This is a genomic window from Peribacillus frigoritolerans (assembly GCF_001636405.1).
Classification (GTDB): domain Bacteria; phylum Bacillota; class Bacilli; order Bacillales; family DSM-1321; genus Peribacillus; species Peribacillus frigoritolerans.
Map to the genome: position 1 here is coordinate 2,954,128 of NZ_KV440950.1, position 20,540 is coordinate 2,974,667.

Genomic DNA, 20,540 nt, shown 5'->3' on the forward strand with positions numbered 1-20,540 from the left:
TATGATAACGATCGGTGTTTTGGGATTACAGGGAGCGGTTGAAGAACACTTGAACCAAATCAAAGCTGCCGGCGAACAAGCGATTATAGTAAAAAAACCGGAACAGTTGCGGGAAATCGATGGCTTGATCATTCCAGGCGGAGAAAGCACGACGATGAGGAAGCTAATGGATCGTTATGGATTTATGGAACCGATCAAATCTTTCTTCGAAGGTAAAAAACCTATTTTCGGTACATGTGCGGGGATGGTATTGGCGGCAAAAGAGTTGACTGGCGATGAGGTGGCCTATCTCGGACTAATGGACATTTCCGTGAAAAGGAACGGATTTGGACGTCAACGGGAAAGTTTCGAGGCTGACCTATCCATCAAAGGAATGGAAGCACCTTATAAGGCAGTATTCATCCGGGCGCCATTTGCTGATGAAGTTGGAGAAGGTGTAGAAGTATTGGCTGTTTATGAAGAGAATGTAGTGGCTGCGAGACAAGACCATGTCCTCGTAAGTGCATTTCATCCAGAATTGACAGGTGATGATCGCTTCCTTCAACTTTTCATTGAAATGGTGAAGACATCCGTAATTAAGGCCGAATTGAAAACTTGCTAAACAAATGAAGCTGTCCTATTAATAGGACAGCTTTACTTTTGAAAGCTCAAAACTGAATTTACTATTCTTTACTTTTATAATAAAAAGTAAGTGATCACTTACTTAATTGGGAGGGGAATGTATATGACAGCAAGAGTTGCAGTTATCACAGGGGGAGCAAGCGGTATAGGCCGAGCCACATGCCTGAAATTCGCAGCAAAAGGGGACAAGGTCGTTGTTGCGGATTTTAATGAAGAAATGGGCCGGGAAACCGTTGATCAGATAACAGCTAATGGTGGAGTGGCCATTTATGTTAAAACGGATGTTTCTAAGCAGGAAGATGTTGAATCGTTAATCAATAAAGCAGTGGAAACATACGGAAGGCTCGATATCATGTTTAATAATGCCGGCATTGGTGCGGGCGGTATGATCCTAGATCAAGATATGGAAGGTTACTACAAAACGATTGGGGTGAACCAGCACGGAGTGGCCTTTGGAATCATGGCAGCAGGCCGGAAAATGAAGGAACTGGGTAACAAGGGAGTCATTATAAATACCGCTTCTGTATTTGGCTACTTAGCTTCCCATGGGACTTTTGCCTATCAGGCGACTAAAGGCGCTGTAAGAATGATGACACAGACAGCAGCTTTGGAATTGGGTGCTCATGGCATACGCGTTGTGGGCATTGCGCCGGGCGGGGTCGACACTCCTATCATACAAGGTTATAAAGACATGGGAATCATCGATAAATTGAATGCAAGTCAAATGCGCGGTGAATTGATTAAGCCAGAAGCCATTGCAAATGCCGTCTATTTATTATCGTTAGAGGAAGCGGATGCGATCAATGGAAGTGTAGTCATGGTCGATGATGGCTATGCATCTTTTAAGTGATTTTCATAAATAGAAAACATCGTCCCAACCAGACGATGTTTTCTATTTATGATATATGGGAATATTGAATTCTAATAGATCAAAGGTAATATTGACCGATTGATACCAGCGATATATCATGGGAAATAGATGGGTGAAACCGGTCTTATCTTTATAAAAGAAGGTTGATATTTTTGAAAAAAGGGCAGCAAACCAAAGAACGAATCATAAATGTAGCCCGGACTCTTTTTGCCACTAAAGGTTTTGACATGACAAGAACGAATGAAATTGCCTCTGCATGCAATGTTTCCGAAGCTACTATTTACAAATACTTTGACAGCAAAAAAGATTTGCTTTTGGCTACAATTACCCCTAATGAAAAAGAGGAATCTGAAGATGGGACTAGCCATCTATCCACGGATGATCTAGTGGAGAATCATGTTACTACCATGATAAAAAAAATTCTTGAAAATAAAGAACAGTTTTCGATATTATTTAGGGAAACACAATTCGATCAAGATATTTCAAAGCAATATGTAGATCAGATTTTCAGGCCAAATGCCAGGCATATTGAAATACAGAAGAGAATAGATAGCGGAGAGATACAATATATCTCTGATATTATATTATTTAATGTAGGGATCATTTCTTTCACATTGGCTTTATCTACACATTATGAGATCCATCAACAAAAAAAAGAGCCATATTTTACTTCTGAACGAATTAAGAGCATTGCTCAGCTTTTGGTATATGGTATTCATGGGAAACAAAATCATACATAATGAAACGGTCATATTTAAGGGCATGAGCATCAAGCCGTAAATATGACCGTTTCTTTTTTCATTCAGAGTAGATGTCCAGAGTGTAAGATTTGACTTATATTTTTCAGACAATTACGATAAATGTATACTTCACGAAATGCTTTAAGAAAATTATATCTGGAAATCTTGTAACATTGGAGGGTATCAAATGAGCGATATCGTAATTTTATCAGGAAGTCCGGCTATTCCATCAAGAACGGACATTTCACTAAAACATATTCAATCATTAGTCGAAAATGCAGGATTTACTACAGCTTATTTCTCGATTACGGATTTCAAAGCAGATGATTTATTCCAAGGGAAATATAATAGCGAGGATATCTCAAAGCTTTCAGAGAGAATTCAAGCAGCCAGAGGAGTCATTATAGGTTCACCGGTTTATAAGGCTTCCTATACAGGTGTATTGAAAGCATTGATTGATTTGCTGCCAGAAGGTGCTTTTAAGGGTAAGCCGGTGCTGCCAATCATGATTGGTGGAAGTAACAGGCATCTATTGGCGATTGACTATGCGCTTAAACCATTAATTTCAATATTAAAAGGCGAGCCGCTGCAGGGGATTTATTTTGTTGATAAGGAAATAGATAAACAGAATCCGGAAAACCCGATCAATGATTTGCATTTAATTGATCGCGTCCAGAGTCAGGTTCAAGAATTTGTAGAAGCGATACAGTTAAGAAATTAATGACTTCAATAAATTAATTCCTTCTATAAAAAGACTGGAACCCTAGAAATTTTTTTTAGAATAACACGCGTTAATAATAGGCCTATTAATGAAAATAGACTCATTTTTTTGGAGACTTTATCTAAAAAGACGAGTCTATTTTCGTATTTATATGAACATAAAATCATAAATTGAATAGTGTGTATAAAAATAACAGTTCATCCATAATATTAAACCAAGTTATTTTATAAGAAAACTCCATTGACAAGGATTAAATATATGTTAATATTTAAAATAATAAAACTTATCCAGAGCGACGGAGGGAATTGGCCCTTTGAAGTCCAGCAACCTGCATGATGGATGCAAGGTGCTACCTCCAACAAAATGTTGATCATTTTGGAAGATAAGGTAAAGATATTTACCTTGCGATCTTTCCATCATGGAAAGATTTTTGTTTTTTGTGAAAATTTTAGGCGGACCATAACAATTTTAGGTTGTATGGAATTATATAAATCTAAGAAATTTAAAATAAAATATTCGCGGATTTTCTTAAAGGAGGAACTGGTTTGGATAAAGAGAATCAGCTTGAAGAAATTTTTGAACGACTTCAAGAAATGCTTAATTCAATGAAATATGGATCCATTACACTTATTGTCCAGGATGGTAAAATCATTCAAATGGAAAGAAATGAAAAACTAAGAATTAAATAAGGTATCTGCTGACTAGAAAAACTAGAGGCGGGTTTAACTGATATAAAGAGAGTATTGGTTAGATTCGTCTCTTTTTCCTAGATTCAAATAACCCGGGGAATATTACAACGGGAATTGATCAACAGTTACTCTAACCTGATACAGCAAGTTTTTAGAGGGGGCTACAAAGTTGGCTGCATTAATAAACTATGAAAATTTCAATACAGGGGACTTCCCTGTATTTCCTGAAGACACTGAGACAAAAGGTGCTTTGGAAGTTCTTAAATGGGCGAATGACCATTATGGTGACAAACTGATTTATGCTTGCAGTTTTGGTATTGAAGGCATCGTGCTTACGGATTTATTGGCGAAGGTCAATCCTTCGGCAAAAATAGTTTTCCTAGATACAGATGTTCATTTTGAGGAAACTTACCAATTGATCGAGGAAGTGAAGAAGCGATATCCGAAGCTTTTGATCGAAATGAAGAAACCTGACTTGACGCTTGAGGAACAAGCGGCGGAATATGGCGATGAATTATGGCTTAGAGATTCCAATAAGTGCTGTAACATCCGTAAAATCGTTCCGCTTACAGATGTGCTTTCATCGGCAACAGCCTGGCTTTCGGGACTGCGGAGGGAGCAATCCGAAACAAGAGCTAAGACCGAGTATATCAATAAGGATAATAAGTTCAAATCAGTTAAAATATGCCCACTCATACATTGGACATGGAAAGATGTTTGGCGCTATGCCCACAAAAATGGACTTCCATATAATGTCCTGCATGATAATGGATATCCGAGCATTGGATGTAAAACGTGTACTGCACCTGCCTTCAATGCAGATGATTTACGCTCTGGCCGTTGGCAAGGGGCTCAAAAAACGGAATGCGGATTGCATTTATCTTAAATAAATAGAAAGTATAGGCTTAAATAAATAGAAACCATAGGGGGAAATTAGCATGACAATCAGTTTACCGCACGGAGGAACATTAATCGATCTTTGGGAACCAAAATATGATTTTAGTAAAATAACGAAGTCAATCGAAATCGATGAAATTGCTTTGAGCGATCTTGAATTGATAGGGACTGGTGCCTACAGCCCGATTAAAGGATTCTTTACAAAAAGTGACTATGAGACAGTGGTAAAGGATATGAGGCTTAGCAGCGGACATGTATGGAGCATCCCGATTACGCTGCCTTTGACCGAAGAAACTGCGGGAAGCCTTACTATAGGTGAAGAAGTAACATTAACCCATGATGGTGAAACATACGGGGTTCTCTCCGTTTCTGATATTTACACTCCAGATAAGCAATTGGAAGCGACATTGGTATATCAAACAGCTGATGAGAAGCATCCTGGAGTGAAAAATTTATATAACCGCGGGGATGTATATGTCGGCGGGGAAATAAAGTTGATCAAGAGAATAGAGCGTCCGCTATTTCAAGCTCATTATTTGGATCCAGTCGAGACAAGGAAGGCTTTCGCTGAAAAAGGATGGGAAACGGTTGTCGGTTTCCAAACGAGGAACCCTGTTCACCGTGCACATGAATATATTCAAAAGACAGCATTGGAAATCGTCGACGGCTTATTCTTAAATCCTCTCGTCGGTGCCACTAAATCAGATGACATTCCGGCAGATGTAAGAATGGAAAGCTATAAAGTGCTGCTTGACAAATATTATCCTAAGGATCGCGTCTCCCTTGCAGTTTTCCCTGCTGCGATGCGTTATGCAGGACCTAGAGAAGCCATTTTCCATGCGATGGTCCGTAAAAATTACGGTTGCACCCATTTTATCGTCGGACGCGATCATGCGGGTGTGGGCGATTATTATGGCACATACGATGCCCAAAAAATCTTCGGGAACTTTAACGCAGATGAGTTAGGAATCACGCTATTATTCTTTGAACATAGTTTTTACTGTAAAGCATGTGGCAATATGGCTTCCGCTAAAACTTGTCCGCATGGCAAGGAAGACCATGTCATCCTGTCCGGAACGAAGGTAAGGGAAATGTTGCGTAATGGAGAAATTCCTCCAGCTACCTTTAGCCGTAAGGAAGTCATCGAGGTGTTGATAGAAGGTCTAAAAAAAAATGAAGTTTATAACTGATTGGACATAAATGGAAGGGTCACATGAAGAGGGGGATTACAAATGAGTAAAAGTACGAATGTCACATGGCATGAGACGTCATTGACAAAGGAGCACCGACGGAAGCAGAACGGGCATGAAAGCACGGTTCTATGGTTTACAGGACTATCGGGTTCCGGAAAATCAACGATTGCAAACGCGGTCGCTAAAGAGTTATACAATCGGAATATTCGAAGTTATGTTTTGGATGGTGATAATATCCGTCATGGCTTAAATAAAGATTTAGGTTTTTCTGAAGAAGATAGAACCGAGAATATTAGGCGGATTGGTGAGGTTTCCAAGTTATTCGTGGATAGTGGGCAGTTCGTATTGACCGCTTTCATATCACCTTTCAGGGCAGATCGGCAGATTGTACGTGATTTACTCGAAGAAGGGGAGTTTATTGAAGTATACATAAAGTGTCCGATCGAAGAGTGTGAAGTGCGTGATCCAAAAGGGCTTTATGACAAGGCCCGTAAAGGCATCATTAAAGATTTTACCGGAATCGACTCTCCATACGAAGAACCTGAACAACCGGAAATCATTTTAGAATCCGACCAATACAGCATTGAAGAGTGCGTTGAACAGGTAATCGGTTATTTAACAGCAAAGAAAGCGATTTAATCAAGGAGGAAATGTAATGGTTTACGAGAAATTTTGGTCGGAAAATCCACTAATCGCTAAAAATAAAACGGAAATCTGGAAATTGGAAAAAGATGGCTTGAAGATATTTGATGATATTCCACATTACGCAGCAAATGGGTTTGATTCCATCCCTAAAGAGAAATGGGATATGTTCAAGTGGGCAGGTTTATACCTGCAACGGCCAAAAGAAGCTGGTTATTGGATGATGCGAGTCGTAATTCCCGGAGGTATCCTGACTTATGATCAACAAATAACTCTAGCTAACATCGCTAAAGATTACGGGAGGGATGTATATGACATTACAACCCGTCAAGCCATTCAATTCCATTGGCTGACCATCGAACAGGTCCCGGATATATTGAATCGTTTAGAAAAGGTTGGAATGACTACGGCTGGAGCTTGTGGTGATATAACCCGTAATATCATCGGTAATGCATTGGCAGGCATCGATCCTGATGAACTTTTTGATACACGCGAGGTACTTTATGATGTATTTGAGTATTTCCGCCTTAACGAAGACTATTCGAACCTTCCGAGGAAATATAAAATGTCCATAAGTGCCAATATCCATAATGCTTCAAATGCTGAAATCAACTGTGTTTCATTCAATCCAGCTACTAAAGTAATTGATGGAGTAACGGAAGTCGGTTTTCACGTAAAAGTAGGGGGTGGGCTTTCCTCCGTTCCGATGCTGGCAGAAGAACTTGACTTATTCATTTTACCTGAAAAAACTGTGGAAGTGGCTGCCGCCATCACGACGATATTCCGTGACTTTGGGTACCGTGAAAAGCGTCATCGCTCACGTTTGAAATTCCTTGTCGCTGACTGGGGTCCTGAACAATTCAAGGAAAAATTGCTGGAATACACCGGTCCGCTTCCTGAAAAGGGAGAAAGTGCGGTGAAAGGATGGAATGCAGGGTATTTCTATGGCATCCATAAACAAAAGCAAGATGGTCTGAACTATGTTGGCGTCAATATACCAGTTGGTCGTTTAAATCCAGACGAAGTGATCGAATTTGCCGAACTTGCAAAAAAATATGGAAATGGTGAAATCCGCAACTGTAATTCTCAAAATCTAATCATTCCTAATGTGCCGGATGCAAAACTTGAGGAATTAAAGCAGGAATCCATCTTTGAAAGATTTCCATATCAACCAAAGAAATTCATTGGGTATTCCGTTTCGTGTACAGGCATCGAGTATTGCAACCTGGCTCTGGTTGAAACGAAAAACCGAATGAGGACCATATCTGAATCACTTGACAAGGAAATAGATCTCGATGTGCCTGTAAGGATGCATATGGTCGGCTGTCCGAATAATTGCGGTCAAAGAGCCATCGCCGAAATAGGGCTGCAAGGCATAAAAATGAAAAACCAGGATAAAAAGATGGTCGAGGCTTTTGAGATATACGTTGGAGGAACGCTTAATGAGGGCGGGAAGTTCAATGAAAAGCTTAAAGGAAAAGTGGAAGCTGAAAAGCTCCATCATGTTCTGAAAGAAATGATCCTATTTTTCAAAGAAACAAAACTACTATCCGAAACCTTTCTCGATTTTGTGGAAAGGGTAGGGGTGGACGAATTACAAAGTAAACTTGATGATATATTAGCGGAAGTGGCCGTTTAATAGGGGAAGGTAAGCATTCCATGAATCTATACCGTTTTGAAGTCACTATCAAGGAAAAACCAATTCATGTCATCATTGTTGCCGATTCAGATGAAAAGGCGTTTGAACTTGTTGATATCGAGCTGGAAAAGCATTATTTGAAAATGCCTGAAGTGGATGACATCTCATTATATGAAAAAAGGAAAATTAAAAATGGAGCAGGTTTCGTTTTATCGGAATTCGAAACAATTCTCTAAGGGAAGGCAGGATGCAAAAATGGGGAAAGTATATCTAGTAGGAGCCGGTCCCGGAGATCCAGATTTAATTACATTAAAAGGATTAAAATGCATCCAAGAAGCTGATGTCATTTTATATGATCGACTTGTCAATAAAGAACTTTTGAATCATGCAAAAGATGGTGTCGAGCTGATTAATTGCGGTAAACTGCCGGATTATCATTTGTTGCAGCAGGATACCATCAATCGGTTCCTCGTTAAATATGCAAAAAAGGGGAAAATAGTCACCCGTTTGAAAGGCGGCGATCCATTCGTCTTTGGGAGAGGCGGTGAGGAAGCGGAAGCCCTAGCCAAAAGTGGCGTGAGCTTTGAAATCGTACCAGGAATTACGGCTGGAATCGCCGCTACAGCCTATGCGGGAATTCCAGTTACACATAGGGACCATGCTTCATCATTTGCAATTGTTACCGGTCATCGGAAAAAAGATGAAGAGGATAATATCAAGTGGGAATCCCTTGCAAAAGGAATCGATACATTAGCCATTTATATGGGTGTTAAAAACCTGCCATATATTCAAGGAAAACTTTTGGAACATGGGAAAAGCCCGGAGACTCCGGTAGCCCTTATTCATTGGGGTACATTAACAACGCAAAAAACAGCTGTCAGTACGTTGGCTAAAGTAGTGGAAACCGCCAATAACGAACAAATTTCGAATCCTTGCATGATAGTCGTGGGAGATGTCGTTAATTTACGGGAAAAAATCAAATGGTTTGAAGGAAAACAAACCGAAAATTTGTTGGCGAATGAGGCCTTTTAATGGAAGCCATTTTATATATTTGCCATGGCAGCCGTGTTAAAGAAGCTTCAGCCCAAGCCATTGATTTTATTAAAGTTTGTATGCAAGCTCAGCCATATTCCATTCAAGAGTATTGCTTCTTGGAATTGGAAACTCCTACGATTGAAGAGGCCTACGAACGATGCGTCCAAAAAGGTGCGACGAGTATATTGGCCATTCCTGTTCTATTGCTGACAGCTGTACATGCAAAACATGATATTCCAGTCATATTGAATAAAATGAAAGAACGTTACCCTGCCGTTGACTTGAAATACGGGAGGCCGATTGGTGTCAGCGAGAAAATGGTTGACATTTTAGTGGAACGGTTGGAGGAAACAAATGTAAGTGTTACAGAGGATTCCTTGGTATTATTGGTTGGAAGGGGCAGCAGTGATCCCGACGTGAAAAGGGATTTATCTCGATTGGCCGTTTTGCTAAGGAACAGGTTTCCAAAAATCCGGGTGCAAGAGTGTTATTTGACAGCTGCCACACCAAGCTTTGGAGAAGCGTTGGAATTTGCGGTGGAATCTCGATCAAACCAAGTATTTATCATTCCTTACTTATTGTTTACAGGTCTCTTAATGCAGTCGATTGAAAATAGTATAAAAAAGATCCAAAAAAAGGGGAAGCAAAGATTCATACTTTGCCGATATTTAGGTTATCACCCAAAGATTGAACAAGCAATATCGGAACGAATTCATGAAGTGAGTGGGGAGGGAGCCTATGTATCCAATTACGCTTAATATCGAGAACAGAAAGTGTGTCATCATCGGCGGTGGTAAAATAGCTTACTTTAAAGCGGGCCCCTTATTGGAAGCTGGTGCTGAAGTTACCGTCGTAAGCCCCGAAATATGCACAGGTTTTCAAGTGTTGGAGAAAGAAGGTAAGATTCGGGTCTTACTTAAAGAAGTGGAAGAAACTGACTATAATGATGCATTTTTAATCATTGTAGCTACCAATTCTACTGAAGTAAATGAACGAGTTTACGAGAATGCATCCGAAAGTCAGTTGGTTAATGTAATCAGCAATCATGAGTTGGGTAATTTTCATATACCGGCCACATTGAATAGAGGCATGCTTTCCATAAGTGTTTCTACCAATGGAGCAAGTCCAACGCTCGCAAAAAAAATACGGAATGACCTAGGTAAAGTATATGATGAATCGTATGAAGAATATCTTGAATTCCTTTTTGAAGCAAGAATGATTATAAAGAGTGGGTCATTTTCAAAAGAAGAAAAATCTAAATTATTGAAAGATTCAATAGAGGATATTTATAAATATTCCTTAAAAGAAAGATATCGTTTTTTAGCTAGGCTTTTACCTGTAGAAGCTGAAGAAAATATATCGATGGGCTGATCAGAAAAACTGAAGGCACCTAACCAACATGTCATTTCATTTTGGTTAGGTGCCTCTTTGTGCCTTAAAGGAAATCTAAATGATTTATACAGGCAAACGGTACCATCGGGTCGATGATATAGGTTCTATTTTAGTGAAAAAAGGGGAATGTCATGAAAAAGTTAATCGTTTTGGCCTTTATCGGGTTTTTAGCCCAATTAATTGATGGTTCGCTTGGAATGGGGTATGGAGTGAGTTCCACTTCCTTATTGTTGACATTCGGGATTGCCCCTGCAGTAGCATCAGCATCCGTTCATTTATCGGAAGTAGTGACCACAGCAGTATCCGGAGCTTCACATATAAAGTTTGGGAACGTTGATAAAAATATGGTCTATCGCTTGATCATTCCAGGTTCTGTTGGTGCATTTGTAGGTGCATGTTTCCTGAGTAACCTGCCAGCCGAATTAGCAAAACCGTATATTGCCATATTTTTATTTGGTCTTGGTGTATACGTTTTATTCCGCTTTTTATTTATTTTTAAACCGTCAAAGGAAAATGAAACCGTAAAGCCATTGACCGCAAAACAATCCATTCCGTTAGGGCTTTTTGCAGGCTTTTGTGATGCAACAGGCGGAGGCGGTTGGGGACCGATTGCAACACCTGTTTTATTGTCAAAAAAAGGCATGACGGCGAGAAAAGCTGTAGGAACTGTAGATACGAGTGAATTTGCCATTGCTTTCTTTGGAAGTCTTGGTTTTATCATTTCTCTTGGATGGGAAGCTGTCAATTGGCTTTGGGTCGTAGCGTTGATAATTGGAGGGGTGGTTGCCGCACCAATTGCAGCCTGGCTCGTCAGGATGCTTCCTGCTCAATTAATGGGTGTTTTAGTGGGCGGTTTCATTATCTTAATCAATGTAAGAACATTATTAGCTACATGGATTCCGATTGAAGCCCATATATACATCTATACTGGCATCGTGATAATATGGTTTTCTGGAATTCTTCTTACCATCAATAAAATGGCCAATGCGAGAAAACTTGATCATATCGAACACCGCCAGAATGTTTCCTGATTCCCGAGTTTGAAAGAAGCGAATGTACACAAGAAGCATATTCCGATGCGTAAATAAACTCGTAGGTATGTATGTGCCTACGAGTAAAGTCGTTTTTGCCAAATGGAATTCCGACTATAAAGTTGCTGCGGTTTTAATAAAGGATCTTGATCTTATTTAATAGATTCATTACCATTTTTAATGGTTCCTAAAAATCGAGAGACTTATCACTCCAATGTATAAGAATTCATAGTACCCCTTACTAAAGAAAACCATCGGAGAGATTTGAATGATTTTAGAAACAGAAGCAGAATCAATAATTTATAGGCCCTACTGTTCAAATGAGTGATTTACACTTTCACATAATATAATAGGAGGAACTATTTCTTTTACTCTATCGAATTTAAATCCCTGCCTGTTTGGATATCAGCATTTGATTGATGGAGGCTAATTCAGCGTCCAAAAATCCCCTTGATTTCCACCAGAAATAACGGGTCTTTCGCTTGTCTTGGTTTCCCCAATAGTCCTCCCCGTGCCTACAATAGTCATCAGTTCACTACTAGTAAATGAATGGGCACTCAGCCATATACTTAATGTCCTTTAGCTGTTTGTCATTTCCGACGATGAGTACATGAAAAAAACGCGGATATCCTTTAATTTAAATCCCTGCAAGCTTTGAAAAGCATGCAGGTTTTTGCTTTATGCCGGGACATCGGAAAAATCGGTTATCAATTTATTCCTTGGAAAAAATCTTTACCTCCACTATGGTATCCTTTTCATATCTAATGTTTGGCAATGTGTCCAGTGAAGGCGAACGTAATGTTTTAGGGGCAATAGGTCTTCCATATACAATTTGTCAGGTCTGCACCCATACTATGGAGCCGTCACCGTTCAAAAGGTAGTTAAATATTTTTCAGTTTTGTACAATGATTAAATAGCAAATTTGAAAAGGAGTTTTAAAATGGAAGGCATCTCTGATCATTTAAAGGAAAATTTGGATATTTTGTTCGTAGGTTTCAACCCAAGCATTCGTTCAGGTGAGACTGGTCATCATTATGCGAATCCAAATAATCGCTTTTGGAAAATCCTCTTCGAGTCCGGGCTGACACCAAGGAAATATGAACCGACTGAAGACTCGTCATTGCTGGATTTAGGTTATGGTTTTACCAATATCGTTTCCAGACCTACAAAAGGAGCGGACGATATCACTAAAGAAGAGTACATAAAAGGAAGGAAACAATTAAAAAGGAAAATAAAAAAGTATAAACCTAAACTTGTCTGTTTTGTAGGAAAGGGTGTCTATCAGGAATATCGTCAATTACGAAAAATCTCATGGGGGCTGCAAGAAGAAACTACATTCAATGAGACCATGGAATTCGTTGCCCCATCTTCCAGCGGTTTAGTTAGAATGCCGATAAATGAGATCATCGAAATATATAGTGAGTTGCCCATTCTGCTTGGCCAGCTGAAAAGCAATTGAAGAAACTTATTAAAACAACGGTGAAATTATACGAGTCAGGATAATTCTAAAATGGAAAAGCGGTGGCTTTTCCGAGGTCGAAGGCTTTTGCCAAGGAGTAAAGGGTTGTAAATTTATTTTATGGGATACCTAAGTATCGGTTTTGCTAAACAGGGTCTTCGATAGGGACTTTCATACCTAGAATCGATCCTTTGGCGCTGCTTAGTAATATGCAGATTCCTGAATGGGGCATCGATTGGCTACGGTTATGATTGGATTGCTTTCCTTGATGAAATTACGAAATTTCTTTTGATCATTACTAAACATTTTAATGATAGGCCGATATAACCAGTAATGGATTGCCATTACTGGTTTTTTATTTCCCAAGAACATATTTCATAAACCGCACCTTTTTGAGTTCGTTCATTACGGTTAGGCAAATGACGCTTTTTAATGAACATTGGAAGCTTGATTATCAAAATGGCCAGTGATTACATAAACTAGGGTGAATGTACTTCTGAATGATCGGTTTGGTTAGCAGAAATGAAAGCGCTTCTAATTGAAAATGAAACAACCAACGTTTAGAAAACGGGAGTCTGTCTACAATGGGAATAAGCAAATAACTATGGAGGTGTTCAATTGATGAATGTTAATGGTGCCCTAGAGGTTCTTGATCGCATGCGGCTTCCTAATGGTGCATATACTGCAAGCGTTTCCGATGATTATAATTATGTCTGGATAAGGGATGTCGTTTATACAGTAATACCTTTTATAAATGATCCGTCCAATCGTTACGAAAAAGCATATCATGCTTTATTCGACTTATTTCAAACCTATGAGTGGAAGATAGATATTCATACGGTGCAGAAACCCCAGTTTCTATTTGAACATATCCATGCAAGGTATTCCACTGAGCTAAAAGAACTGCCCGATGAGTGGGGGCATGCCCAAAATGATGCGGTAGGTGCCTTTTTATGGGGTGTCGGTGAAGGATATAGGCATGGTAAAAAGGTGATAAGAAACCAACGTGATTTAGAAATTGTCCAAAAGCTGGTCAATTACTTGGAATGCCTGCAATATTGGCAGTCGGAAGATAACGGGATGTGGGAAGAAAATATAGAAATCCACGCTTCAAGCATAGGTGCATGTGTTGCTGGATTGAATTCAGTCAAAATGCTGGTAAACGTCAAGGAAGAACTGATTAAAAAGGGAGAAGAAACACTTCGTTTCCTACTTCCAAGGGAAAGTTATTCAAAAGAGACGGATTTGGCCCTTTTATCGTTGATTTATCCGTATCGGCTGGTAGACCGTGAAATAGCACTTGAAATATTGAAGAATGTCACAGAAAGACTAGAAAGAACAAATGGTTGCATTAGATATGAGAAGGACCTTTATTATAATGACGGTCAAGAAGCGGAATGGTGTTTCGGGCTTCCATGGTTGGGCTTATGCTACCTTGAACTCGGCATGATGAACAAAGTTAATGAATATATAGATAAAACAAAAATGATCATTCCGGAAAATTGGGAAGTTCCTGAGTTATATATTGGAGGCAGTAATTTACCAAACGGGAATACTCCTTTGGCATGGTCAGTCTCATTATCCTATTTATTCTTGACGAAAACTTCCATGATTCGAAATGAACAAATAACATGAAGCATTCATACTGGATACCTTAAAGCTCTTCCCAAAAAAAGGGGAGAGTTTTTCTTGGTATAATAATATTTTTACAATAAATGTCTTTTTTCTTTGAAAAAGTGTTTAAATTTACAAAAAAACGGCTATTTATAACAATAACTTCACCTCCATTTGAAGGATTAATATCATTTTCATCGAATATATATAATAACTGGGGAAGGATGGGTAAAATACTATCGAGTTAATACTGATGGAGGGGTTTTATTGAGTACAATTATTGACCAGCTACAAGAGATTTATCCAAGCGATTTCGATTTGTATTTGTTTCATGAAGGCACCCTTTATGAAAGCTATAAAATGCTTGGTGCACACATTGTGACAACATTAGGTAATGAAGGAGTACGCTTCACCGTTTGGGCCCCCCATGCCAAGCAAGTTTCAGTAGTCGGTAATTTTAATAATTGGGACGGAAAAGATCATGCGATGAAACGGATCGAGCGTTCAGGTATCTGGGTGTTGTTCGTACCAGGATTACAAGAAGGGGAACTCTATAAATATGAAATACATACACCCGGAAATAAACGTATCCTAAAAGCCGATCCATATGCCTTTTATTCGGAGGTCAGACCAAATACTGCTTCGGTCATTAAAAGGCTGGATAATTTTGAATGGCAAGATTCGAAGTGGATAGCCGATAGGAAAAAGGAAAATATTTATCAAAAACCCATGTCCATTTATGAAGTGCACCCAGGAACATGGAAACAGAAAGAAGATGGTGAATTTTATTCGTACCGTGAATTGGCTGATAGATTAGTTGAATATGTGATTGATAATAGTTTTACACATATTGAAATCATGGCCATAATGGAACACCCTTTTGATAAATCGTGGGGATACCAGGTCACGGGTTATTATTCCGTAAACAGTCGGTACGGTTCACCGGAAGATTTTAAATATTTAATTAACCTTTGCCACCAAAAGGGCATAGGTGTAATCCTTGACTGGGTTCCCGCCCATTTTTGCAAAGACGCGCATGGACTTTCCCGTTTTGATGGCACGCCTCTCTATGAACCAATTGATTACACGAGAGCAGATCGCCCGTTATGGGGGACATACAACTTTGATTTTACTAAACCAGAAGTAATAAGTTTCCTTATATCAAATGTAATGTTTTGGATGGATGTATACCATATTGATGGGGTCCGTGTCGATGCGGTATCGTCAATGGTTTACTTGAATCATGATAATCCATTGCCGGTCAAGCTGAAAAACCAGTTTGGCGGTGAGGAAAACCTGGAAGCCATACAATTTTTACAAAAACTTAACGAAGTGGTTTTTAAGAAATATCCCAATGCATTAATGATGGCTGAAGAAGCGACAGACCGGCCACTTATAACTTCTCCTACCGATATAGGCGGCCTGGGCTTTAATTACAAATGGAATATGGGATGGACTAACGATATCCTTCGTTATATGAAACTTGAAACAAATGAAAGGCCATATCATCATAACCTCTTAACATTTTCATTTTTCTATGCTTTTTCAGAAAATTTCGTCTTGCCCTTTTCACATGATGAAGTGGTTCATGGCAAGAAGTCATTATTGAATAAAATGCCAGGTGACTATTGGCAGAAGTTTGCAAATTTACGGTTGCTTTTTGGGTATTTCATGACGCATCCTGGAAAGAAGCTTCTATTTATGGGAGGAGAATTTGGCCAATTCATAGAATGGAAAGATGAAGAACAATTGGATTGGCTGCTTTTGGAATATGAATCCCACGAAAAGATGGCATATTACTTCCGTACCCTTCAGGACTTTTACAGCCAAACTTCCTCCCTTTGGAGACTGGATCATGTCCAGGAAGGTTTTGAATGGATCGATCCGAACAATAGTGAACAAAGTATCATCACCTTTATGAGAAAAGGTAAACGCAAAGGCGATTATTGCATTGTTGTCTGTAATTTTTCTGCACAGGCTCATGCTCACTATCAAATAGGTGTACCATCCCAAGGCAAATATATAGAAGTTTTCAGCAGTGATTCAGCAGCTTTCGGAGGATCGGGTCAGATCAATGAAGAACCCATTAATGTCAAAAAGATACCATACCATAATCAACCATACAGCATGGAAATAACTGTACCTCCATTAGGCATTTCTATTTTTATGAAGCAAACAAAAAAAAGACGGGGGAGAGTGACCGAATAATGGGAGCGAAAAAATGGATAGCAATGTTATTGGCAGGAGGCCAGGGGTCAAGGTTAGGTGAATTGACGATTGGTTTGGCAAAACCAGCTGTTCCCTTTGGCGGTAAATATAGAATCATCGATTTTCCATTAAGTAACTGCACTCATTCTGGTATAGATACGGTTGGGGTACTGACCCAATACCAGCCATTGATTCTAAATGATTATGTTGGTAATGGCAAAGCTTGGGACCTTGATTTGGATGTTGGCGGAGTTTCCGTACTTCCTCCTTATCAAGGGAAAGAAGGCGGTGAATGGTATAAAGGGACGGCAAATGCTGTTTATCAAAATATCCAATACATTGATAACTATGATCCGGAACATGTACTGATCCTCTCTGGTGACCATATTTATAAGATGGACTACAGTAAGATGCTGGATTATCACATCGAAAAAAATGCAGAGGCAACAATAGCGGTCATTCAAGTGCCGTGGCAGGAAGCAAGTCGTTTCGGAATCATGAATACCAATGATGATGATAAAGTCACACAATTTGACGAAAAACCAAAATTCCCAAAAAGTAATCTTGCTTCCATGGGAGTTTACCTTTTCAATTGGAAAACCCTAAGACGGTATTTAATCAATGATGAAAAAGACGAAAATTCTTCCAATGATTTTGGCAGCAACATCATTCCCAAAATGCTTGAAGATCGAAAAAAGCTATATGCCTACCGTTTTAATGATTATTGGAAAGATGTTGGAACGGTCGAAAGCCTTTGGCAGGCACATATGGACTTATTGGAGGATACGCCAAATTTCCAATTGAATGATCAGCAATGGAAAATTTTTGCCCGCAATGCAAATCATCCGCCGCAATATATATCACCGGATGCCGAGGTCAGTCAGTCGCTTATCAATGAAGGATGCATGATTCATGGGAAAATTGAACATTCGGTTTTATCCTATAATGTACAGGTGGGCTATGGTTCAACCATAATAGATTCAGTCATCATGCCTAATGTCACGATTGGTGAAAACGTTCATATAGAAAGAAGCATCATAGCCAGTAATTGTGTTATAGAAGATGGTGCCGTAGTTGGCAATTCAGCTGTGACATCCGATATTACCTTAATTGGTGAAAATCAAACCATTATCAATCCAAACAAAAAAAAGATTACTCTTAACTAGAAAAAGGGGAAGATGCTATGGAAAATGTGTTGGGTATTATAAACTTAATCAATGAAAGACAACATTTAAAAGATCTGACTGCTCACCGTAATGTAGCATCTGTGCCATTTGGTGGACGCTACCGTTTGATTGACTTTACTATGTCGAATCTCATTAATGCAGATGTATCAAAAGTAGCCGTTTTCCCAAAAGAAAAGTATCTTTCAGTTATGGATCATCTTGGCTCAGGTAAAGAATGGAACTTGGATCGGCGTTCAGGAGGCTTATACATCTTGCCCCCTATCCATCCGGATGAAACGGTAACAGGCGATATGAAGCAATTTTATGATCATCTCAGCTTTTTCGAACGTGCAGAGGCAGATACTGTCATCATTTCCCCAGGAAGCCATGTATGCAAATTGGATTTTAATGAAGTGCTTGATTATCACAAAAAACATAAAGCGGATATCACTGTGGTATATAAGGATTATGTAGGGGAATTGATTGAAAAACCAATCTATCACACCTGCTCGGTAGATTCGGATGAAGACATAACTGACATTAGCTTTTATACCATCCCTAGACCTGGTGACCATGTTTGTCTAGAAACTTTCATCATAAGTAAATCGCTATTGGTGAATTTGATCAAAAGCTGTGTTGCCAGTGGGGAATATGACTTTTTGAAAGATGCTGTGAAAGCAAATCTTCATCGTTTTACCGTAAAAGGCTATAACTTTACAGGTGATATGCCATTCATCCATTCCATTGAAAGCTTTCATGCCAGTAATATGAATTTCCTGAACCCTTCGGTAATCCGTTCTTTCTTCGGGGATACTTGGGATGTTTATACGAAAATCAAACATGAGGCACCGACCAAATATTCAAGTTCTTCGAAGGTTACCAATTCATTGATAGCCAATGGTTGTGATATTGAAGGGATTGTCGAAAACAGTATACTCTTCCGTGGGGTAAAGGTGAAAAAGGGTGCGATAGTAAGAAATAGCATCATCATGCAAAAAGGCGTGATTGAAGAAGGAGCCATCGTTGAAAATATCATAACTGATAAAGAAGTGAGAGTTACTAGTGAAAAATCAGTAATTGGTTTAAAACAGCCTACTGTAATAAAAAAAGCGGAAATAATTTAATAGAGGATAGAGGAGGTGCGGCAATGAACGTTGTATTTGCTGCTTCAGAATGCGCCCCTTTTATAAAAACGGGAGGGCTCGGAGACGTTATAGGCGCGCTCCCGAAAGCGCTGAAAAAACAGGGAGTCCATGTAAGTGTCATCCTACCTAAATACGGGGATCTTCCTAACCAATTCAAACAGGAATTGGAACATATGACGAGTATTGAAGTACCTGTTGGCTGGCGCCAGCAATTTTGTGGCATCGAAAAACTTGTTGCTAACGGAATTACATATTATTTTCTGGATAATGAATATTATTTCAAAAGGCATGGTAGTTATGGTTTCTTCGATGATGGCGAAAGGTTCGCCTTCTTTTCCCGTGCAATTTTAGAGGCATTACCCTATTTGGAAGAAAAACCGGATGTTATACACTGTCATGATTGGCAAACGGGCCTTGTCAGCGTTTTGAAGAAAGCCCATTATCATAACCATCCATTCTATCAGGATATTAAAACGATATTTACGATACATAATTTACGCTATCAAGGAGTTTATCCTAAAGTTGTATTAGCTGAATTACTCGATTTGAGTGAGTTATATTTTAATATCGATGGTCTTGAATTTCATGGGAATGTAAGTTATTTGAAAGCCGGCCTGGCTTTTTCTAACATCGTAACAACGGTAAGCCCAAGTTATGCGGAAGAAATTCAGATACCTTATTTCGGGGAAAATCTGGATGGGTTTTTACGTAAGAGAAAAGGTGAGCTTAAAGGGATTATCAATGGAATCGATTATGAGGAATATAATCCTGCAGCAGATGAACATCTTGCTGTTCCATTCGATTCTTATGAGGGTAAGATGGAGAATAAACGTCAGCTACAGGAATCGCTGGGTCTTCCTGTCAATGATGACGTCCCGGTTTTATCAATGGTAACGAGGCTTGTTGATCAAAAAGGAATAGATCTTGTTCTACATGTTTTTCATGAAATGATGAACCAAGGAATTCAATTCATTCTTTTAGGTACGGGTGAAGAGCAATATGAATCGGCATTTCGTCATTTAGCTGACCAATATCCAAATCAGGTTTCAGTACATACATATTTTGATGAGGGGTTAGCAAGAAGGATATATGCAGGTTCTGATTTATTCCTGATGCCATCACAATTCGAACCATGTGGTATCGGCCAACTCTTGGCACTGCGTTATGGTACACTGCCTTTAGTGAGGGAAACTGGCGGACTTCGTGATACGGTCATACCGTATAACCAATTTACTGGTGAAGGCAATGGCTTCAGTTTTACGAATTATAATGCACACGATATGCTCCATACAATTGAGCAATCTGTTGGTCTGTACAAATTCCAGCCGAAAAGATGGAGGAAAATGGCCGAAAATGCAATGAAGTTAGACTTTAGTTGGACATCATCGTCATTAAAGTATATGGAGCTGTATGAAAGTTTGATTCCTGTCATGAAGTGATAACTGGATAGGTAATACACAAAGCACTTGCGAACATT

General features: G+C 39.2%; 20 protein-coding genes and 1 riboswitch. All 20 genes read left to right on the forward strand.

Features of this window, described 5'->3' with window-relative positions:
* Position 1 precedes the first annotated feature (1 nt).
* The 20 genes from pdxT (at position 2) to glgA (ending at position 20,502) form a co-directional block, all read left to right on the forward strand.
* A complete protein-coding gene (gene pdxT / locus A6755_RS14220) occupies positions 2-601 on the forward strand; it encodes a pyridoxal 5'-phosphate synthase glutaminase subunit PdxT (RefSeq protein ID WP_063591045.1) in 600 nt (199 codons plus the stop codon).
* A 123-nt stretch (positions 602-724) separates the two neighbouring features.
* Positions 725-1,471, forward strand: a complete 747-nt coding sequence (locus tag A6755_RS14225) for an SDR family NAD(P)-dependent oxidoreductase (protein WP_174878720.1) — start codon at positions 725-727, stop codon at positions 1,469-1,471.
* Positions 1,472-1,644: 173 nt separating this feature from the next.
* The gene (locus A6755_RS14230; RefSeq protein WP_054395721.1) at positions 1,645-2,232 is read left to right on the forward strand and encodes a TetR/AcrR family transcriptional regulator; all 588 of its coding nucleotides are present in this window, start codon (positions 1,645-1,647) and stop codon (positions 2,230-2,232) included.
* 187 nt (positions 2,233-2,419) lie between these two features.
* On the forward strand, positions 2,420-2,953 hold the full coding sequence (gene ssuE / locus A6755_RS14235; RefSeq protein ID WP_063591047.1) for an NADPH-dependent FMN reductase: 534 nt from the start codon (positions 2,420-2,422) through the stop codon (positions 2,951-2,953).
* A 280-nt stretch (positions 2,954-3,233) separates the two neighbouring features.
* Positions 3,234-3,342, forward strand: a riboswitch (SAM riboswitch).
* 156 nt (positions 3,343-3,498) lie between these two features.
* Positions 3,499-3,642, forward strand: a complete 144-nt coding sequence (locus A6755_RS25720) for a YezD family protein (protein WP_072273036.1) — start codon at positions 3,499-3,501, stop codon at positions 3,640-3,642.
* 169 nt (positions 3,643-3,811) lie between these two features.
* Positions 3,812-4,528, forward strand: a complete 717-nt coding sequence (locus A6755_RS14240) for a phosphoadenylyl-sulfate reductase (protein WP_063591048.1) — start codon at positions 3,812-3,814, stop codon at positions 4,526-4,528.
* 52 nt (positions 4,529-4,580) lie between these two features.
* Complete coding sequence (gene sat / locus A6755_RS14245) at positions 4,581-5,729, forward strand: sulfate adenylyltransferase (RefSeq protein WP_057277555.1); 1,149 nt, start codon at positions 4,581-4,583, stop codon at positions 5,727-5,729.
* 42 nt (positions 5,730-5,771) lie between these two features.
* On the forward strand, positions 5,772-6,371 hold the full coding sequence (gene cysC, locus A6755_RS14250) for an adenylyl-sulfate kinase (protein WP_048680807.1): 600 nt from the start codon (positions 5,772-5,774) through the stop codon (positions 6,369-6,371).
* A gap of 16 nt (positions 6,372-6,387) precedes the next feature.
* Positions 6,388-8,013, forward strand: a complete 1,626-nt coding sequence (locus A6755_RS14255; RefSeq protein WP_034306938.1) for a nitrite/sulfite reductase — start codon at positions 6,388-6,390, stop codon at positions 8,011-8,013.
* A gap of 20 nt (positions 8,014-8,033) precedes the next feature.
* Entirely contained in the window at positions 8,034-8,249 is a 216-nt protein-coding gene (locus A6755_RS14260) for a DUF3906 family protein (protein WP_034306935.1), read from the forward strand.
* Positions 8,250-8,268: 19 nt separating this feature from the next.
* Entirely contained in the window at positions 8,269-9,045 is a 777-nt protein-coding gene (gene cobA, locus A6755_RS14265) for a uroporphyrinogen-III C-methyltransferase (RefSeq protein WP_057277558.1), read from the forward strand.
* Positions 9,045-9,806, forward strand: a complete 762-nt coding sequence (locus A6755_RS14270) for a sirohydrochlorin chelatase (protein WP_063591049.1) — start codon at positions 9,045-9,047, stop codon at positions 9,804-9,806. The genes cobA and A6755_RS14270 overlap by 1 nt, the downstream gene beginning before the upstream one ends.
* On the forward strand, positions 9,787-10,419 hold the full coding sequence (locus A6755_RS14275) for an NAD(P)-binding protein (RefSeq protein ID WP_063591050.1): 633 nt from the start codon (positions 9,787-9,789) through the stop codon (positions 10,417-10,419). The genes A6755_RS14270 and A6755_RS14275 overlap by 20 nt, the downstream gene beginning before the upstream one ends.
* 152 nt (positions 10,420-10,571) lie before the next feature.
* Positions 10,572-11,471, forward strand: coding sequence for a sulfite exporter TauE/SafE family protein (locus A6755_RS14280; RefSeq protein WP_063591051.1), 900 nt, complete (start codon positions 10,572-10,574; stop codon positions 11,469-11,471).
* Positions 11,472-12,411: 940 nt separating this feature from the next.
* The gene (locus A6755_RS14285; protein ID WP_034306929.1) at positions 12,412-12,930 is read left to right on the forward strand and encodes a mismatch-specific DNA-glycosylase; all 519 of its coding nucleotides are present in this window, start codon (positions 12,412-12,414) and stop codon (positions 12,928-12,930) included.
* 621 nt (positions 12,931-13,551) lie between these two features.
* Positions 13,552-14,565 (forward strand): glycoside hydrolase family 15 protein, encoded by a 1,014-nt coding sequence (locus tag A6755_RS14290; protein WP_063591052.1) that lies wholly within the window; start codon positions 13,552-13,554, stop codon positions 14,563-14,565.
* 246 nt (positions 14,566-14,811) lie between these two features.
* Positions 14,812-16,752 carry a 1,4-alpha-glucan branching protein GlgB gene (gene glgB / locus A6755_RS14295; RefSeq protein WP_063591053.1) on the forward strand — a complete coding sequence of 647 codons (1,941 nt, stop codon included), beginning with the start codon at positions 14,812-14,814 and terminating at the stop codon, positions 16,750-16,752.
* Positions 16,752-17,918, forward strand: coding sequence for a glucose-1-phosphate adenylyltransferase (locus A6755_RS14300; RefSeq protein ID WP_063591054.1), 1,167 nt, complete (start codon positions 16,752-16,754; stop codon positions 17,916-17,918). Before glgB ends, A6755_RS14300 begins: the two co-directional genes overlap by 1 nt.
* 17 nt (positions 17,919-17,935) lie before the next feature.
* Positions 17,936-19,042: a glucose-1-phosphate adenylyltransferase subunit GlgD gene (gene glgD / locus A6755_RS14305; RefSeq protein ID WP_063591055.1), complete on the forward strand. Its 1,107-nt coding sequence runs from the start codon at positions 17,936-17,938 to the stop codon at positions 19,040-19,042.
* A gap of 23 nt (positions 19,043-19,065) precedes the next feature.
* Positions 19,066-20,502, forward strand: coding sequence for a glycogen synthase GlgA (glgA, locus tag A6755_RS14310; protein ID WP_063591056.1), 1,437 nt, complete (start codon positions 19,066-19,068; stop codon positions 20,500-20,502).
* The last annotated feature ends 38 nt before the right edge of the window (positions 20,503-20,540 follow it).

What these genes read in the sequence shown, in the direction of transcription:
- glgD (WP_063591055.1), top strand. Translation starts at nt 17,936, where the DNA reads ATGGAAAATGTGTTGGGTATTATAAACTTAATCAATGAAAGACAACAT.
- pdxT (WP_063591045.1), top strand. Translation starts at nt 2, where the DNA reads ATGATAACGATCGGTGTTTTGGGATTACAGGGAGCGGTTGAAGAACAC.
- cysC (WP_048680807.1), top strand. Translation starts at nt 5,772, where the DNA reads ATGAGTAAAAGTACGAATGTCACATGGCATGAGACGTCATTGACAAAG.
- A6755_RS14290 (WP_063591052.1), top strand. Translation starts at nt 13,552, where the DNA reads ATGAATGTTAATGGTGCCCTAGAGGTTCTTGATCGCATGCGGCTTCCT.
- sat (WP_057277555.1), top strand. Translation starts at nt 4,581, where the DNA reads ATGACAATCAGTTTACCGCACGGAGGAACATTAATCGATCTTTGGGAA.
- A6755_RS14280 (WP_063591051.1), top strand. Translation starts at nt 10,572, where the DNA reads ATGAAAAAGTTAATCGTTTTGGCCTTTATCGGGTTTTTAGCCCAATTA.
- A6755_RS14285 (WP_034306929.1), top strand. Translation starts at nt 12,412, where the DNA reads ATGGAAGGCATCTCTGATCATTTAAAGGAAAATTTGGATATTTTGTTC.
- A6755_RS14300 (WP_063591054.1), top strand. Translation starts at nt 16,752, where the DNA reads ATGGGAGCGAAAAAATGGATAGCAATGTTATTGGCAGGAGGCCAGGGG.
- A6755_RS14255 (WP_034306938.1), top strand. Translation starts at nt 6,388, where the DNA reads ATGGTTTACGAGAAATTTTGGTCGGAAAATCCACTAATCGCTAAAAAT.
- glgA (WP_063591056.1), top strand. Translation starts at nt 19,066, where the DNA reads ATGAACGTTGTATTTGCTGCTTCAGAATGCGCCCCTTTTATAAAAACG.
- A6755_RS14260 (WP_034306935.1), top strand. Translation starts at nt 8,034, where the DNA reads ATGAATCTATACCGTTTTGAAGTCACTATCAAGGAAAAACCAATTCAT.
- A6755_RS14275 (WP_063591050.1), top strand. Translation starts at nt 9,787, where the DNA reads ATGTATCCAATTACGCTTAATATCGAGAACAGAAAGTGTGTCATCATC.
- A6755_RS14225 (WP_174878720.1), top strand. Translation starts at nt 725, where the DNA reads ATGACAGCAAGAGTTGCAGTTATCACAGGGGGAGCAAGCGGTATAGGC.
- ssuE (WP_063591047.1), top strand. Translation starts at nt 2,420, where the DNA reads ATGAGCGATATCGTAATTTTATCAGGAAGTCCGGCTATTCCATCAAGA.
- cobA (WP_057277558.1), top strand. Translation starts at nt 8,269, where the DNA reads ATGGGGAAAGTATATCTAGTAGGAGCCGGTCCCGGAGATCCAGATTTA.
- A6755_RS14270 (WP_063591049.1), top strand. Translation starts at nt 9,045, where the DNA reads ATGGAAGCCATTTTATATATTTGCCATGGCAGCCGTGTTAAAGAAGCT.